The sequence below is a fragment of the Streptomyces sp. NBC_00190 genome, assembly GCF_036203305.1.
Lineage (GTDB): Bacteria > Actinomycetota > Actinomycetes > Streptomycetales > Streptomycetaceae > Streptomyces.
In genome coordinates, this window is the sequence record NZ_CP108131.1 from 263,319 (window position 1) to 277,921 (window position 14,603).

Consider the following 14,603-nt stretch of genomic DNA (forward strand, 5'->3'; position numbering starts at 1 on the left):
CCCGCTCCGTCCAGTCTTCACTGTCCGGGGCTGGGCCGACGTGTTCGAGACCTCTGTAGCAGCCCTCTTCCGCGCCTGCTGGGCCGCCGCCGCGCGGCGCAGCGGACGTTTGGAACCGCCGGCAGCGTGCAGAAGCGGCTTGTCACTGGTCTCACAACGGACGGCAGGAGACGCAACTATGGGCATCGTCGCTTGGATCCTCATCGGGCTGCTGGCTGGCCTCATAGCCAAAACCCTGATGCCGGGCAAGGACCCGGGCGGAATCATCATCACCATGCTCATCGGCATCGCGGGAGGCCTGCTCGGCGGCTGGCTCGGCAAGGTCGTCTTCGGCGTCGACTCCATCGACGGGTTCTTCGATCTCTCCACCTGGATGGCCGCCATCATCGGCTCCGTCATCCTCCTGGCCCTCTACCGCCTTGTCACCGGAAACCGGCAGTCTCACCGGCACGCATGACCCAGGCCGCAGGCCTCACCGCCCCTGCGAGCGGCTCCTTTCACAGCGAGGAAGGAGCCGCTCGCTTCGGTCCACGGGAAGCACCAAGCCGCACCGGGGGGCCGAGCCGGGCCCGACGGTTTTCACGGCGTCAGTCCCGGCAATGACCGCATAGCGCCATGAGTGGCCGTCCGCCGGCACGTCTGCGTAGCGCACCACCGCCTCACCGCGCGCCGGATCGAAAGCGAGGCGGTGTGCACGCAGCCGGTCGATGGCCTCTTCGAAGCCGAAACGCCTCCGTGCCCGCCTTTTCGAGACCGCCCACGCCGGACTCGGGGGGCCGGACGCCGTCCGTGCTGACGAGAGCGTCCAGTCCGAACGGGCCGAGGTACCCGTGTTCGCCAGGTGGCGGCCCAGCCCCACCCCCCACGCCTCCAGTTCGGCGGCGACATGCGCTCAGGACGGCGGCAAGGGTGAAACGTATCCCGTGAAGGAGCCCTGCTCCGTTCGCATCGCGCCGTTGAACAGGGCGCGCGTGCCGGAGCCGGTGTTCTCCAACTGAATGCTCACCGACTCGGCCACCGGCACGCGCTCCTCCACCACCCTGGTGCCGCGGGGGCCACCGACGGACTCCAGCGCCAGGGGAGCTCCGCGCACGTCTTTCCGCGCGAGGAAGCGCAGACCGTGGCCCCCTGCAGAGCGGTCGGGTTTGACCACCACCCGCTGATGCCGCTGAAGGAGCCGGCCTACGACCTCTTCCACCTCTGGGCGCTGGCACACCCGACCCCCTGGCAACCGCTTACCCACCTGTCCTGCGGCCTGGCGAAAGCCCGCCTTCGTGTTCAGCGCACCGCTTGCGCAACGGGGACGGTGCCTGCGGGCGGCACCTCGATGACCGCAGTCTGATCACTTGGCACCAGCGTCAGGCCGCTCACATACCGGCGGAACTCCCTGCTTAGCGGTCCAGGGCTCACCAGCACGTCTCCGGGCCGCAGCAGCCATGCCTTCCGCGGCGCCTGCAACGCCCACTGCGCCAGCACGTGGCCTTCCTCGAGATCCACCGCCAAGTCGGAAAGGAAGCTGGCGAAGACGACCAATGATGTACCTGACTCGTTCACCCCTGTGCCTCTCCCCTGCCGGTCGACCAGTCGGCGAACGTGTTCGTGTCACCCGGGTGGCGTCGATCTCGTGCAGCGCCTCGTCCGATCCACGTGAGATGCGGGCAGATGCGGGTACGCGCACCATGACCTTGATGCCACGTCCGAGGATGAAGGGTTTCGTCATGCCCCGAGGATCAAGTCCCAAGCGGGAACGTCAGTACGAGCACATCAAGGAGTCCGGCGAGAAGCGCGGCATGTCCGAAGGCCGTGCCAAGGAGATGGCCTCCCGCACGGTGAACAAGGAGCGCGCCCGATCGGGAGAGAGCAAGTCGGCGAGCCGTAGCTCCACGCAGGGGAAGTCCGCCTCACAGCGGGGCGGGCAGAGGTCCGGTAGTGGAGGCGGCGGCTCGACCGAGCGCACCAAGGACGACCTCTACCAGGAGGCCAAGAAGCGCAATATCGAAGGCCGCTCGACCATGACCAAGCAGCAGCTCAAGAACGCCCTCGGCCACTGACCGCGCGGCGGCGCCACCCGCCCGGACAGTTCCCTGCGATTCATTTCGCCGCCCCGGCCCACCCGACGGCCGCACTCCGTCCACCGGGAGGCGGTCCTTATCGGCGCGAGGCCGAGCGGGACCGGCTCGCGCCCGGGGCCCGGCACCGACTCCGCCGCCTGCGCCAGCATCGGCTCCGCCGGCGACCGCATCCGGGGCCAGCCTGACCCCCACAAGGACACCGCTGCCTGGTGGAGCCGCCGGACGGCTCCGACGCAGCTACCCGCAACGCCCCCCGGGTTGTCATCCAACAGTGGGCCGCGGAGCTCGGGCACGCACCCGCCGGGTCAGCGGTGGCGACAGTCGTGGCGAGGGCCCCAGCGACCGATACCTGTCGAAGGTGGTACTGCTGGCCCTTGCGTTGATCGTCAGGCGCGATCGGCGGCCGGCCCCTGTCCGTCGCCGGAAGGCCTACGATGAGGAGACCTCGTGAATCACGCGACCGGCCGGATTCTGGTGACGGGTTCCGCCGACGGCCTGGGACGGGCCGCAGCGCACTCGCTGCTGACCGCGGGATACGAGGTGGTGGTGCACGCCCGGAACCCGGAGCGCGCGGCCAGCCTCGGCCCACTGCTGGCCCGAGGAGCAGGCATCGTGGTGGGCGATTTCACGGACCGTGACGCCGTACGGCGCATCGCCAAGGAGCTGAACGACGCGAAGCCGCTCGACGCGGTTATTCACAACGCCGGCGTGTGGAGCGGCCCGGCGGTCATGCCGGTCAACATCATCGCGCCGTACCTGCTCACGGCTCTGCTGCGCGAACCCCGCCGCCTGGTGTACCTGAGCAGCGGCTCGCATTTCGGCGGGCACCCCCACCCCTCGCTTGCTGGCATCGACTGGCGGGGCGAGCATGCGGGCTCGTACGCGGACAGCAAGCTGTTCGTCACGACGCTCGCGGCCGCCGTTGCCCGCCTGCGCCCCGGGGTCCTGAGCAACGCGGTGGATCCGGGCTGGGTGCCGACGAAAATGGGAGGCCCAAACGCGCCGGACGATCTCGAACTCGGCCACCAAACGCAGGAGTGGCTGGCGACGAGCGACGATCCCCAGGCTCTGACGACCGGCGGGTACTGGTACCACGGCCAGCAGCAGCAACCGCATCCAGCGGTCCACGACCAAGCCTCCCAGGACCGTCTCCTGCAAGCGCTGGCCCATGAAACGGGCGCCGTGATCTGACCCATATATCTGTAACTTCGGGTACGCAGCACTGCGGCAGCCCCAGGCCGTCGCCTGAACCCGCCGGGCAGCCACGGCTGGGCGGTCCACGCAGCGAGTGGAGTCGCTGGCAGGTCCGCCTGGCGGAGGCTCTATTCGGCGCGGTGGGCCTTGTGCGGGGTCACCCGCAGCTGCGCCTTTGCGGGAAGCGTCCGGCCGGTCGACCGGCGGGCGCGTTCCAGCGGCCCGTCGCTCAGCGCCCGCAGGACGGGGCCGGGCTCGCTGTCGGGGGTGAGGGTGAGGTCGAGGTGGGCCTCAGGACGGCTGGCCGAGCCGGCCATGTGCGCACGGGCCTGGTGGACACCGGGAAGGTGCCGCGCGTCGGCTGCCAGAGCGTCGCGGAGGGCGCGCTCGCGCAGTTCCACACCGTCCACGGCAGCGGGATCCCCGACGGATGTATGGCCGGGATGAGTGCGGCGCAATTGAGCCAGCAGCCACCAGAGGGCGAGCAGCACGACGACGGCCAGGACGGCGATGACCACGGGCCACCACCACCCTTCGTCCGTCCAGCGGGTGCGGTCGGCGTCCTCGAGCAGGACGTCAGGGGGAGCCGTCAGGGGCCAGCCGTCGGGTGGTGTCAGACGCCAGCGCCGGTACAGGTCGAGGCTGCCCGCCAGGACCAGGATGCCGGTGCCGAGCAGGACGATGCCTATCAGGGCCAGCAGGCCTCGGTTGACGACGGATTTCGTCTTCATGGGATCCCATTCCTGTCTCTCGCTCGCCGGTGACCGTCCCCAGACGGGTCACTTCGGACGGGGTCGTACGCGCACGGCGAGGCGAGGAGGGCGGGCGAGGGCAAACCGGTCGAGTTCCTCCAGCAGAGCCGCCACGAGATCGGCCTTGACCTCGGCGGGGGCACGGAAACGCACGTCCGCGCGCGCCCGGACGCGGCGCTGGAAGACCCGGACTCTGGCAGCGCTGACGCCGGGGACGCGCATCGCCGCGTCCCGAAGCAGGAGTGCCGCTGCGTCGCGGTCCAGCACGGCGCGCATCTGGGCGTCGGGAGTCTGGAGTGGCAGTTGGTGGCGCAGGCCGGGGGTGAGCGCCAGGACGACCAGCCAGAGGCCGACGACGGCGATGACCGCGGCACCGATCTGTATCCAAAGGTCATCCAGCGGGCGGGTGGCCAGTTCGTCGGTCAGGCGCGTGCGCCAGGCTGCGGCGGGCCGTCCGGCGCGGACCCTGACGATGTCGAACAAGAAGGTCCCCGCGGCAACTGCGACGAGTAGGGCTGTCAGCGCGGCGGGTATCCGGCGCACGGACCACGGACGCCTGGCACGCGGCTGTGGGTCGGCCGGAGGCGGCTTGGACAGCCGCCCCGTGCGGGAGGTGTCTTGGTCGTTCGCGGTGGGCTGCTCGGCCGGGGGGGCTTGGTCCCGTTCCATGCCGGCTCTCCTTCCCCTGGGGATGGGTCCGGTTCACTGCACGCGTCGGTGTTCCAGACCCAGACCGCCCGCGGGAACCAGACGGTCGATGGCGAGGGTGACCTCGGTGACGCGCATCCCGGTCAACTGGGCGACCCGCTCACTGACGTACCGCTGCACCTGGCGGGAGGCAGTGGCGAGGTCTATCGGGTAGGGCAGCTCCAAAGTCAGCCCCAGCCGTGCGGTGCCGCCACCGACGGTGACCGACGCGTGCGGAGCGGCGAGTTTCGCGTGAGAGGCTGAGGCGTCCGAGTGCGTCGCCAATGCCTCCTGTGCCGCGCGGACCGCGATGCGGGCCACCACCTTTTCCGGGATCACCGTGGCCCCGCGTTCGGCAGCCGGTAGGACCGGCCGGGCGGGAGCTGCTGCTCCCCCGGGCGGAGCAGCAGCAGGTCGCGAGGTCACTGCCGGTTCCGGGAACGTGTGAAGTCGGACATCTCCAGGTCACCCTGCAAGACGCGACCGATGATCAGGCCCACCAGGCCCAGGAACGCCACGAGCAGGAACGCCCAGAAGCCGCCGAAGAATGCGGCGAAGCCCAGGGCCATGCCCGCAAGCAGGCCCACCGTTGCTGCGCTCATTTCACTCACCTGAATTTCGCGTCTGTTGTTTCTCGGCCGGTGAAGTCCGGGGGCTGCGAGGGGTCACTGCACGCGCCCCTCGCCCACCTCGTCGTCCTCCTCGTCGGGCAGGTGTACGTCGTCGACGGCGAGGTTCACTTCCACGACCTCAAGGCCGGTCATGCGTTCCACTGCCGTGATGACGTTGGTGCGGACCTCGGCGGCGACATCCACGATGGCGACGCCGTACTCCACGACCACGTCGATATCGACGGCGGCCTGCCGTTCGCCTACCTCGACCTTCACGCCGCGGGACACGCTGGAACGGCCGCCGGGGACCTTGTCGGTCACGGCCCCGAGCGTGCGGGCCACGCCGGAGCCGAGGCTGTGGATGCCCGGCACCTCGCGGGTGGCCATTCCTGCGATCTTTTCGACCACGCTGTCGGCGATGGTCGTCCGGCCCCGCGTCTCGGGCGCCGTTCCGGCGCCGGTGCTGCCCGTGAGGGTCCTGCCCGCAGGGCGTGACTCACTCCCGCCCGCGGCGGGGCTGATGGTGTCGGACATGGGAACCTCCCCAGGGTGTCCGTCTGGGTGCCGGTGTGGCGCCCTCGTGTTTTGGACACCTCGCGCGGACGTTCCTCACGCACGTCTCGCACAGCGCGCACGGCCTACCATCGAGGAGTACGTACGAGGCCGCGACGAGCGTCTTCGGCAGGAGACGAACGTCTTCGGCAGGAAGCGAGCGGCGGATGCGCAACCGGACCGGCTCCCGGCCCCCGCCCGGTGCAGAACGCCCACCGCGGCCGGCGTCGCTGCCGATCGCAGGCGTCGCCGTGCGGCAGGACGCTGTCGGCGACCTGGACGACAGCGTGCTGACGGTACGAGCCTCGGAAGGGGATGAAGACGCCTTCGCCGTCCTGGTCCGCCAGCACAGCAGTCGCCTGATCGCCCTCGCCCAGCATCTGCTGGGCAACCGGACGGACGCCGAGGACGCGGTCCAGGACGCCTTCCTCAGCGCCTGGAGGCGGCTGCCGGAATTCCGGCACAGCGCCTCGTTCGGCACCTGGATGTACCGCATCGTGACGAACCGCTGCCTCAACGTTCTGCGCCACGGACCCCATCCGCTGCCCCTGGACGCCGTCCCCGAACCCGCTGCCGTGGGAGCGGGCAGCTCTCCGCCCCAGGTGGCCGAGACGGACGCCGCAACGGCCGCCCTGACGCAAGCGCTCCTGGAACTGCGCCCCGAGCTTCGGGTGTGCTGGGTGCTGCGAGAGTTGCACGGCCTGCACTACGAAGAGATCGCCCACGTGGTGGGCAGCAGCGAACAAACGGTGCGCGGCAGACTCTTTCGCGCACGACGCGCTCTGATGGAGGCGATGCGCCCATGGCGCTAGACGACCCTCACCCGAAATCCGGCGACGAGCCCGAAGGCGTGAGCGACGCAAGGGCCGAACCTCCCCTGCACCCCGACACCGAGCTGCTGGCCGGTGCGGAGCTGCTGCCCTGCGGACGGCCCCTCAGCCGTGCCTGGGAACAGGCCCGCGGCGCGGGCGGCGCGGCAGATGGGCACAGCAGCCGCTGTGCCCACTGCCGTGGAGCCATCGAGGGGCTGACAGCCCTGGACCGGGCGACCCTGGCTCTGCGCACCGAGGAGCAGCCGGACGGCCACAGCCTCGCCAACCGGGTCATCAACGCGGTCCGGACCGAGGTACGGCTTGGCGCGATGCTCCTGCTGGACGACCCGGAACACGACCTGCGCATCTCCGAGAGCGCCGCAGCGAAAGTGCTGCGCCGGGCCGCCGACACCGTCCCCGGCGTCCGCGCCGCCAGCTGCCGCACGACCCCCGCGAAGGGCAACTACGCCGTTCATGTCGTAGCCATCACACTCGCGGCCACGCTCGACCGGCCGTTGCGAGGGCGGGCCGAAGCGGTACGCCGAGCCGTCCTCCGCGCGGCCGAGCACGTCCTCGGCCTCGCCGTCACCACCGTGGACGTGGAAATCAACGCCGTGCTGGAACCCTCCCGCGAGCCTGGTGCCGAACGATTCGAGCTGAACGGACGATGACCGCCTCCCAGCGCGAGGACATCCAACGAGCGGCGGCCCGGGCCGCCCTGCACGCTCCCGGTGTGGCCGCACTCCAGCCCGCGCTCGCCGACCGGCTGGCGCTCGCAGCCTCCCCCGTGCACCGAGCCGTGGCCGCAGATACCACTCCGCACCGCGAGGCGGCCGGCATCCGCTGCGAATGCACCCCGGACGGCGCCTGGCACGTGGAGGTGCGTTGCATCGTGCACGCGGACCGCCGCGTCGTCGACGTCGCCCGCCAGGTCCGCGACGACGTGCGGACCGCCGTCACCGCCTACCTGGCCCAGCACGGCACGGCCGCACCCGTCACCGTCCTGGTCACCGTTACCCGCACCGTATAGACCGCCCGGCCGGCTCTTCACTCAACGCCGCCAGCGGGCCCGGGGTCGCACCGGGGTCACCGTCATCCGGCTCCGGCGTGCCCCGAAAGGCCGGGCCGAGGCCAGTGGTTGCCACTGCACAGGAAATTGGAGGAGCGTAGTCCGCCGGGTGTGCGCTGCGAAGTGGGCGATGTATCCGAACTGCGGCCCCTCGGGCGGCGCTTCGACGGGCCGTCCCGGGGCAAGTACGGCTTTCTCAGCGAGCCGACCGGCGAGGAGGCCGGGACCGGACCGCGAGTCCGGATCACCGCGCGGCTCGACCCGCCGATCGAGTTGCCGGGGAGCGGGTGGCCCGACCCCTGGAACTCCGACCCGCCGTGCCGTGTCCGGACGGCACCCGGCGCCGCGCCTGGATGCGACGATCACACCATCCGTTCTGTGCTCGGCGAACTTCCAGGCGCCTATTCCACGATCACGATCGGGCTCATCGCACCGTCCGAGGTGAAGGAGTCCGTCCCCGAGAAGTCAGCCGCCGTCTGCTTCCAGACGCGAACGTACGTGGCCTTCGCGGCCCAGAGGCCCAGATCCGCGGTGTCGGCGCTGTAGTCCTGCCAGGTCCTGCCTTGCCCGTCGGCGTCGTGCGCCCACGTCTCCGGCCTGGACTCCCACACGGTGACGTGGGTGACCCAACCGAGCTCTTGCCGGAACGGGTCGTCGAGATCGGCGGGCCCGGTCGGGGCCCGCAGGGAGCCGAGTCGGCGCAGGCCCAGGTAGGCAAGCGCGTACGCCACCGCGTCCTCTTCTTCGTCGCACTTGTCGGGCTGCACGTGGACGGCGGTCCCCTCGTAGTTCGTCGCGTCGTACAGCGTTGCCTCGATCGTCGGACTGGTGTCGTCTGCCATAGTTTGCTCCTGAGCTCCGGAACGTGGCCGGCCATGTTTCCACCGTGACCGCTCGTGAGAGGCTGCGCCGATTCGGACGGCGCTCGTGCAGATCCCGGGCGTGCTCCTTTCAAGCGTCTCTCCCGGTAGTCGCATTCGCCGCGCAGCCTTGCGGGACGGAGGTCGTGCGGAGTCCGCGAGCTGGTCTCGCAGAAAGCGGCAGGGCTAACGCGCGGGAGAACCCGATGACGGTGTTGTCGGCCGACGAAAAGCACGGTGGCCCCTTGCGGGCGATAGGGTATAGCTCGCGAGGAGGAGGCTGTCATGGGCGAATCTGCGACAACCCCCCGCGAGCGGTACCGGCAGCAGGTACGCGCGGAGATCAAGGAAAAAGCCTGGGAACAGATCGCTGCCGCAGGGACGTCCGCGTTGTCCCTCAATGCGATCGCCAAGCACATGGGCCTGAGTGGGGCCGCGCTCTACCGGTACTTCACCGGCAGGGATGAATTGCTCACCGAGCTGGTCCGCGACGCATATCAGAGCCTGGTCGGCATCTTCCGGACGATTGCCGCCCAGGGCGACGCCCGTCTTCCCGCTCTGGCGTGCGCCCTACGAGAGTGGGCCCTTGCGGACCCCCAGCGGTACTTCCTCGTCTACGGCACGCCGATTCCCGGGTACCGAGCGCCGGCCGAAGTGGCCGCGATGGCGTCGGAGATCATGGGGATCCTCCTCGATGCGTGCGCCGCGATACCCATGGACGCTCCCGCGACGCCCTTCGAGACACACCTGGAGAGCCACCGGGAGTGGGCGGACGGGCATCTCGCTCCGCCCGGAACACTAAGCCTGGCCGTCTCGTTCTGGAGTCGACTGCACGGCGTCCTCTCCTTGGAGCTCGGCGGCCACTTCGTTCGTATGGAGTTCGACCCCGCCCTGCTCTATCAGGCGGAGCTGGACCTGTTGTCAGCCCCCTACGCACGGTGACCGCACGCGCGCCGCTCGCCCGGGCACAGCCTCGCGCAGGGGTGGCGTCGACCGGGGGCGGCGTGGACGTAGGTCGCGGGCGTGTTCACTGCGGGCGCCCCTTGATCCTCCTACGCGCCGGTCCACCGCGGGACTCTTCGTCCGGCGTGGTGCGTTCCGCGGGTTCGCGTTCGCCTTCGCGTTCGCCTTCGCGCTCGTCGGCCGACTCGCGCCGCAGGACCTCCAGCTCGGCGCGCAGGCGGCGGTTTTCCTGCTCCAGTGGGCTGCCGGTGTGCCGGCTGGACAGGGAGGGGTCGTGTTCCCACCAGTCGATGCCCATCTCCTTGGCCTTGTCGACGGAGGCGATCAGGATCCGGAGTTTTATGGTCAACAGTTCGATGTCGAGGAGGTTGATGCGGATGTCGCCGGCGATGACGATGCCCTTGTCCAGGACCCGCTCGAGGATGTCGGCGAGGCTGGAGAAGGAACTCGGCCCGTACGCCATCGGGGCGGCTCGGGAGGGGAAGCCACCGAGTCGGCCTGGCAGGGGTTCGGTCACGACGACTTGCCTCGCTTCCCAGGTCAGGGCAGCTGCTGCCGGAATTCCTCGATCTCGCTGAGGCGGTCGAGGAGCTCGTCCTCCCGCTGGTCGAACGTCTCCTGGTCGATCTCTCCCGTGACCAGCCGTTGCTCCAGCTCGGCGAGCTCGCGCCAGACGGGGGCCGGGTCGTAGTACTCCTCTTCGGCCTTGTCGACTACCCGCTGGGCGACCCACACCACGCCACGCACCGGCGCGATGGGCAGCGTCAGCAGGTGGGTCAGCAGTCCCATGGTCTTCCTCCCTTCCCATCCGGTGGACGGCGGTGGGCTTACACGAAGCTGTACGGGGGCAAGCGCCCGCTGAAACGCAGCTCGATACCGCTGTCGATCTCGCGGGCCAGATTCACCTGCGCGGCGAGAAGCGCGTCTTCGTGCTCGTCGGGCACGAGGAGCGAGAGGTTGAGGAAGTCGTTCGCCGCGGGCGGGTGGGTGACGTGTTCGCGGGCGAAGGGCAGCAACGCGTCGACGAGCCCGGCCGCCACGGACTCCTGCCGCGCCTGGACCTCCCCGGCGACCAGCTCCCCAAGGGCGAGCGGCAATTGGGGATCCTGGTCGCCCGAGCGCATCCGGTCGTTGAGGTCGCCCGCCTCCGGGAGGTCAGCGAGGATCTGCTGCAGCAGCGGTTCCTCGTCCTCTTGTGAGGCCCGCACGTGGTACTCGGCGCAGTCCTCGAGACGCTCGAGGGCGCTGAAGTAGCCGTCGGCGTTCTCCTGGAGGACTTGGCGGATCGCGGGCTCGCCGTCGGCGATGTAGCCGAACTGGAGCGGCAGGACCACACCGTCGGCCATCAGGTTTTCCTGCACCTTCTGGTGCGCGAGCAGGTCCCGTCGCTTGGGACGGATCTCCCCGTCGACCTCGCTGACGACCGCGCACAGACCTCCCTCGGTGACGGTTCGCAGGGGTGAGGGGTGGGATCCCACGCCTGTCAGCCGGTCAAGGCGCTTCGGGTGGGCCTCAGCGGTGATCGAGTACACGTAGAACGCCATCGGTCACCCCTTCTCCCGGCGTACCGGGCGCCGGGCCGGGCGCCGCCGCCTGACGGGTTCCTCTTCCATTTCCTCCTGCTCCTCCTCCGCTTCTTCAGCCTTGGAGGACTTGCCGGTCAGGGAACCGGTGACCGGTTCGACGGCTCCGCTGATCGCGCCTTTGGATTTCCCGCGGGCGCCGCCTTCGACCATGTTCCCCACGACTTCGGGCAGTTGGGCCGGCGCCTTGCGGCCCGCTTCGAGGTCGAGGCGGTTGCAAGCCTCGGCGAAGCGAAGGTAGGTGTCGACGCTGGCCACCACGATCCGCGCGTCGATCTTGATGAGTTCGATGCCCACCACGGAGACACGGACGAAGACGTCGATGACCAGTCCGCGGTCGAGAATGAGCTCCAGGACGTCGTAGAGGCTGCTCGTGCCGCCTGCCCTGCTCATGCTGCTGCCGCTCTGCGGCACGATGGTCATGGTGCCTCCTTCTGGGGGCGGCCGGGCCATTCAGGTCGACCGGTCGATCATGCCGCGGCTGTAGCGGCGGATCCGTTCGTAGGAGATCAGCTCGCCCTCCCCGTCCAAAGCGACCCGGTAGCTGGCCATCACGCTGGTGGTGTCCGGGATCCTTTCCAGCTCCACCACCTCCACCTGCGCCTCCCAGCCGTCCTCCGTCGGCTTGAGCGAGGACACCGAGTCAGGGAACCGGCCGAGCAGTTGGGCCAACTGCTCGGCCGCCGAACGCATCGCCGCCGCAGCCGAGGGCACACCCGTTCGGCGACGGGAGGCAGCGCGCCGTGGGAATTGCGTGTCCTGCTCTTCACCTTCGCCGCCGGCCCGGGAAGACACCCGCCGCGGGCGTGGATGTTCTGCTGCGGCCATAAGCCCCTCCCTTGGGGAGACGGCCTCACAGAAACTAGAATGTCACTAAATCTACGCATAAGTCTTGCGCCGTGGGCAGGAGCTTTCCGAGGACCGTTCCGGCTGTACGCCTTCGTCGGCCGGCGGCGTGGACGCCGCGGTCCGCTGTCCGCGGGCGGTACCACCCGGTCCGCAAGCGCCCTGATTAGGGGATGACCATGGAGGACACCACAAAGATCGCGCTCGCAGCCGCTGTGGTCGGGGGCTACGTGCTCGGCCGAGCCAAAAAGGGCCGCCTGGCTTTCACCGCGGCCACCTATCTCGCCGGTCGCCGCTTCGGCCTGGAGCCGGGGCAGCTGATGAAGGAAGGCCTCTCCCGGCTCAAGGAGATGCCGCAGTTCGCCGACCTCGGTGAGCAACTGCGCGGGGAAGCCCTCGACGCCGGTCGGCAGGCTCTGAGCGCCGCGGCCAACCGCAAACTCTCCGAGCTCGCCGACACCCTCCACGACCGCACCCTTGAGCTCACCCAGCCAGCCTCCGACCGCGACGAGGACTACGAAGACGAAGAAGAAGAACCCTACGAGGACGAAGAAGCCCAGGACTACGCGGAAGACGAGGAGGAGTACGCGGAGCCCGAAGCCGAAGAGGAGGAAGAGGAAGAGGAAGAGGAAGAGGAGGAACCGGAGGAAGAAGAGGAACCGGAGGAGGAACCGAGCGAGGAGCCTCCGCCGCGGCGGCGGCAGGTGCGAGCACCGACCCGTGGCCGCACCGGCAGGCCCTCTGCTGCCCCCACTCGCAAAGCCGCACAGCGGCCGAGTGCTTCCAAGCGGGCCGCTCCCGCCAAGAAGACCGCGGCGAAGAAGACGACCGGCGCGAAGTCCGCGGCGGCCAGGGCCACACCGGCCAGGAAGAGGACCGCCACCAAGACGGCACCCTCCAAGACCGCCGCCAAGAAGACGGCGGCCAAGAAGACCGCGACGGCGCCGAGCAAAAAGACGACAGGCCGCGGCCCTGCGCGCAAGACGGCCGCCAAGAAGACCGGCAGCACAGCGCCCGGCAAGAAGACCACAAGCCAGAGCAGCGCACGGAAGACGGCTGCCAAGAAGGCCACAGGCCGCGGCCCGGCACGCAAGACGGCCGCCAAGAAGACGACGGCGCGCAAGCCGTCCGCGCGGAGGTAGGCCATGGCAACCTCAACCCGCGCCAACGCCCAGGAATCGGAAACCTCAGGGCTGGATCAGCTCGTCAAGGAACTGTCCGGATATCTCTCCGCCCAGGCGGACCAGCTGGCCGAGAAGGCGACCGACAAACTCGGAGACCTCACCGACCAGCTCTACGACGTGGCCGAGAACGGCGGCAAGCTGTCCGACATAGCCGGAATCGGCGGCCGCCTCGCGCAGGGCGACTCCCCGTTGAAAGCCGTCGCCGGCCAGACACTCGGCAACCTGAAGGACAAGGTCGCCGACACCGCGTCCCAGGTATTCGGCAAAGGCCGAGGCCGCAAGAGCGGCGGGAAGGTCGTCAACATCGTCGAAGCGCTCGACATCGGGCTGCCTCTGCGCACGACCTACGACCACTGGTGCCAGTACGAGAACTTCAGCAGCTTCGCCAAAGGCGTCCGCGATGTCTCGCGCGACGACGAAACCAACAGCGACTGGAAAGTCAAGGTCGGTCCGTCCACCCGCTCTTGGAAGGCAACCGTCCAAGAGCAGGTGCCCGACGAGCGCATCGTGTGGACGTCATCAGGCGCAAAGGGAACCACCCGCGGTTGCGTCAGCTTCCACGAGCTCGCCCCGTCACTGACCCGCATCGTCATCGTGGTCGAGTACAACCCGGCCGGACTGTTCGAGAAGACGGGCAACCTCTGGCGCGCCCAAGGCCGCCGCCTGCGTCTGGACCTCAAGAACTTCTTGCGCTACGTCACCCTCACCACTGACGAGCCCGAAGGCTGGCGTGGCGAGATCCAGGACGGCGAAGTCGTCCGGACCCACGAGGAAGCCCTCGACGACGAAGAGGCGGCAGAGGGAGAGGATGAGCAGGGGGAGGATGAGGACCAGTACGAAGACGCCGAGGACGGTGAAGAAGAGGAAGCATACGAGGACGAGGACGAGGACGCGGACGCGGACGCGGATCAGCCGGAGGACGCCGAGGCCGAAACCGAAGATGACACGTACGACACCGACGAACCCGACGCCGAGGAGGGCGAGGACGAAGAGGTGGACGAGGGCGAGGGCGAGTACGAGGAGGAGGCAGAGGAGCCCCGTCCCCGCCGGCGCCGCCGACAGGCCGCTTGAAACCCCTGACCGGCCGCTGCCAAAGGCAGCGACCGGTCCGCTACTGACTTCAACTCGCCGGGGTGAATCTTTGCGAAGTCCCTGATGGGCGTGCGTACGTGACGTCCGCCCCGGCCTCCGCCGGGATGAGCCCAGCGCCGGAGCATCCCTACGGCCAGCCGTCAGGCGGGCGATCTCGACGGAAGGGCGGGTCCACACAGGGGGCGGGTCTTCGTTCGTCGTCCGCCCGGTCCGCGTCCAGGGAGCGGACGCGATGCCCGCTCCGCCAGGACTGCCACCGCATCGGGGCCGGGTCATCCCGTCGGCCGCCGCGGCGGTGTCCTCGACGCTCATCGTCGCCGTTGCCG

At 69.4% G+C, this 14,603-nt stretch carries 22 protein-coding genes; 9 read left to right on the plus strand and 13 right to left on the minus strand.

Going from position 1 to position 14,603, the window contains the following annotated elements:
* Window positions 1–178: 178 nt before the first annotated feature.
* Window positions 179–457: a GlsB/YeaQ/YmgE family stress response membrane protein gene (locus OG429_RS01380; RefSeq protein ID WP_328923421.1), complete on the plus strand. Its 279-nt coding sequence runs from the start codon at window positions 179–181 to the stop codon at window positions 455–457.
* Window positions 458–892: 435 nt separating this feature from the next.
* On the opposite strand, the gene OG429_RS01385 is transcribed toward OG429_RS01380, so the two are convergent.
* A complete protein-coding gene (locus tag OG429_RS01385; protein WP_328923422.1) occupies window positions 893–1,093 on the minus strand; it encodes a hypothetical protein in 201 nt (66 codons plus the stop codon).
* A 185-nt stretch (window positions 1,094–1,278) separates the two neighbouring features.
* On the minus strand, window positions 1,279–1,554 hold the full coding sequence (locus OG429_RS01390) for a hypothetical protein (RefSeq protein WP_328923423.1): 276 nt from the start codon (window positions 1,552–1,554) through the stop codon (window positions 1,279–1,281).
* A 164-nt stretch (window positions 1,555–1,718) separates the two neighbouring features.
* Here OG429_RS01390 and OG429_RS01395 point away from each other — a divergent pair, with 164 nt between their 5' ends.
* Complete coding sequence (locus OG429_RS01395) at window positions 1,719–2,051, plus strand: plasmid stabilization protein (protein ID WP_328923424.1); 333 nt, start codon at window positions 1,719–1,721, stop codon at window positions 2,049–2,051.
* Between the two features lie 468 nt (window positions 2,052–2,519).
* Window positions 2,520–3,263, plus strand: a complete 744-nt coding sequence (locus OG429_RS01400; RefSeq protein ID WP_328923425.1) for an SDR family NAD(P)-dependent oxidoreductase — start codon at window positions 2,520–2,522, stop codon at window positions 3,261–3,263.
* Window positions 3,264–3,394: 131 nt separating this feature from the next.
* Here OG429_RS01400 and amaP read toward each other — a convergent pair whose 3' ends face one another.
* The 5 genes from amaP to OG429_RS01425 all read right to left on the minus strand — a co-directional run bounded on the left by amaP (window position 3,395) and on the right by OG429_RS01425 (window position 5,850).
* Window positions 3,395–3,997, minus strand: a complete 603-nt coding sequence (gene amaP / locus OG429_RS01405) for an alkaline shock response membrane anchor protein AmaP (RefSeq protein ID WP_328923426.1) — start codon at window positions 3,995–3,997, stop codon at window positions 3,395–3,397.
* Between the two features lie 48 nt (window positions 3,998–4,045).
* On the minus strand, window positions 4,046–4,687 hold the full coding sequence (locus OG429_RS01410) for a DUF6286 domain-containing protein (RefSeq protein WP_328923427.1): 642 nt from the start codon (window positions 4,685–4,687) through the stop codon (window positions 4,046–4,048).
* A 33-nt stretch (window positions 4,688–4,720) separates the two neighbouring features.
* Entirely contained in the window at window positions 4,721–5,044 is a 324-nt protein-coding gene (locus OG429_RS01415; RefSeq protein ID WP_328923428.1) for a hypothetical protein, read from the minus strand.
* A gap of 83 nt (window positions 5,045–5,127) precedes the next feature.
* A complete protein-coding gene (locus tag OG429_RS01420; protein WP_328923429.1) occupies window positions 5,128–5,307 on the minus strand; it encodes a hypothetical protein in 180 nt (59 codons plus the stop codon).
* A gap of 63 nt (window positions 5,308–5,370) precedes the next feature.
* The gene (locus OG429_RS01425) at window positions 5,371–5,850 is read right to left on the minus strand and encodes an Asp23/Gls24 family envelope stress response protein (RefSeq protein ID WP_328923430.1); all 480 of its coding nucleotides are present in this window, start codon (window positions 5,848–5,850) and stop codon (window positions 5,371–5,373) included.
* A gap of 269 nt (window positions 5,851–6,119) precedes the next feature.
* Here OG429_RS01425 and OG429_RS01430 point away from each other — a divergent pair, with 269 nt between their 5' ends.
* The 3 genes from OG429_RS01430 to OG429_RS01440 are packed head-to-tail and all read left to right on the plus strand — an operon-like array spanning window position 6,120 to window position 7,710.
* On the plus strand, window positions 6,120–6,680 hold the full coding sequence (locus tag OG429_RS01430) for an RNA polymerase sigma factor (RefSeq protein WP_328923431.1): 561 nt from the start codon (window positions 6,120–6,122) through the stop codon (window positions 6,678–6,680).
* 38 nt (window positions 6,681–6,718) lie between these two features.
* Window positions 6,719–7,351: a hypothetical protein gene (locus tag OG429_RS01435; protein ID WP_328923432.1), complete on the plus strand. Its 633-nt coding sequence runs from the start codon at window positions 6,719–6,721 to the stop codon at window positions 7,349–7,351.
* A complete protein-coding gene (locus OG429_RS01440) occupies window positions 7,348–7,710 on the plus strand; it encodes a hypothetical protein (RefSeq protein WP_328923433.1) in 363 nt (120 codons plus the stop codon). The genes OG429_RS01435 and OG429_RS01440 overlap by 4 nt, the downstream gene beginning before the upstream one ends.
* A gap of 440 nt (window positions 7,711–8,150) precedes the next feature.
* Here OG429_RS01440 and OG429_RS01445 read toward each other — a convergent pair whose 3' ends face one another.
* Entirely contained in the window at window positions 8,151–8,591 is a 441-nt protein-coding gene (locus tag OG429_RS01445) for a hypothetical protein (RefSeq protein WP_328923434.1), read from the minus strand.
* Window positions 8,592–8,894: 303 nt separating this feature from the next.
* Here OG429_RS01445 and OG429_RS01450 point away from each other — a divergent pair, with 303 nt between their 5' ends.
* Complete coding sequence (locus OG429_RS01450) at window positions 8,895–9,551, plus strand: TetR/AcrR family transcriptional regulator (protein WP_328923435.1); 657 nt, start codon at window positions 8,895–8,897, stop codon at window positions 9,549–9,551.
* Between the two features lie 85 nt (window positions 9,552–9,636).
* On the opposite strand, the gene OG429_RS01455 is transcribed toward OG429_RS01450, so the two are convergent.
* From OG429_RS01455 to OG429_RS01475, 5 genes are read right to left on the minus strand one after another with little or no spacing between them, the layout of a single operon-like run.
* On the minus strand, window positions 9,637–10,089 hold the full coding sequence (locus tag OG429_RS01455) for a gas vesicle protein (RefSeq protein WP_443051222.1): 453 nt from the start codon (window positions 10,087–10,089) through the stop codon (window positions 9,637–9,639).
* 23 nt (window positions 10,090–10,112) lie between these two features.
* Window positions 10,113–10,361 carry a gas vesicle protein GvpG gene (locus OG429_RS01460; protein WP_328923436.1) on the minus strand — a complete coding sequence of 83 codons (249 nt, stop codon included), beginning with the start codon at window positions 10,359–10,361 and terminating at the stop codon, window positions 10,113–10,115.
* A gap of 38 nt (window positions 10,362–10,399) precedes the next feature.
* Window positions 10,400–11,116 (minus strand): GvpL/GvpF family gas vesicle protein, encoded by a 717-nt coding sequence (locus tag OG429_RS01465; protein ID WP_328923437.1) that lies wholly within the window; start codon window positions 11,114–11,116, stop codon window positions 10,400–10,402.
* Window positions 11,117–11,119: 3 nt separating this feature from the next.
* Entirely contained in the window at window positions 11,120–11,578 is a 459-nt protein-coding gene (locus tag OG429_RS01470; RefSeq protein ID WP_328923438.1) for a gas vesicle structural protein GvpA, read from the minus strand.
* Window positions 11,579–11,608: 30 nt separating this feature from the next.
* Window positions 11,609–11,983, minus strand: a complete 375-nt coding sequence (locus tag OG429_RS01475; protein WP_328923439.1) for a gas vesicle protein GvpO — start codon at window positions 11,981–11,983, stop codon at window positions 11,609–11,611.
* 197 nt (window positions 11,984–12,180) lie between these two features.
* On the opposite strand from OG429_RS01475, the gene OG429_RS01480 reads away from it, so the two are divergent.
* Both OG429_RS01480 and OG429_RS01485 read left to right on the plus strand, forming a co-directional pair.
* Complete coding sequence (locus OG429_RS01480; RefSeq protein ID WP_328923440.1) at window positions 12,181–13,143, plus strand: histone protein; 963 nt, start codon at window positions 12,181–12,183, stop codon at window positions 13,141–13,143.
* Between the two features lie 3 nt (window positions 13,144–13,146).
* Window positions 13,147–14,256 carry an SRPBCC family protein gene (locus OG429_RS01485; protein ID WP_328923441.1) on the plus strand — a complete coding sequence of 370 codons (1,110 nt, stop codon included), beginning with the start codon at window positions 13,147–13,149 and terminating at the stop codon, window positions 14,254–14,256.
* The last annotated feature ends 347 nt before the right edge of the window (window positions 14,257–14,603 follow it).